The sequence below is a fragment of the Streptococcus sp. SCPM-O-B-15304 (M98) genome (assembly GCF_058200215.1).
The window spans coordinates 1-348 of sequence record NZ_JBYQGQ010000047.1; the positions used below are offsets into that span (position 1 = coordinate 1).

A 348-nucleotide genomic window follows, 5' to 3' on the forward strand; every position below is an offset into this window, starting at 1 on the left:
ATTTCTTATATATGCGGGTGTAGTTTAGTGGTAAAACTACAGCCTTCCAAGCTGTTGTCGCGAGTTCGATTCTCGTCACCCGCTTTGAACATTTAGTTCATTTACCAAGTTATATAACTTGGGCGCGTAGCTCAGGTGGTTAGAGCGCACGCCTGATAAGCGTGAGGTCGGTGGTTCGAGTCCACTCGTGCCCATTAATAGGAGAATTACTCAAGAGGCTGAAGAGGACGGTTTGCTAAATCGTTAGGTCGGGTAACTGGCGCAAGGGTTCGAATCCCTTATTCTCCGTAATTAGAGCTTGTTAGCTCTTTTTTTGTGCCCTTAATTATCAAATTTGCCCTCTTTGTC

3 tRNA genes are annotated in these 348 nt (G+C 45.1%); all 3 read left to right on the forward strand.

Annotation, left to right across the window (positions count from 1 at the left end):
• The first annotated feature begins 13 nt into the window (after nucleotides 1-13).
• Nucleotides 14-84: transfer RNA gene (locus AC3E7H_RS09980), tRNA-Gly, on the forward strand.
• A 36-nt stretch (nucleotides 85-120) separates the two neighbouring features.
• Nucleotides 121-194 (forward strand) — tRNA-Ile (locus AC3E7H_RS09985).
• A gap of 6 nt (nucleotides 195-200) precedes the next feature.
• Nucleotides 201-288: transfer RNA gene (locus AC3E7H_RS09990), tRNA-Ser, on the forward strand.
• Nucleotides 289-348: the final 60 nt, after the last annotated feature.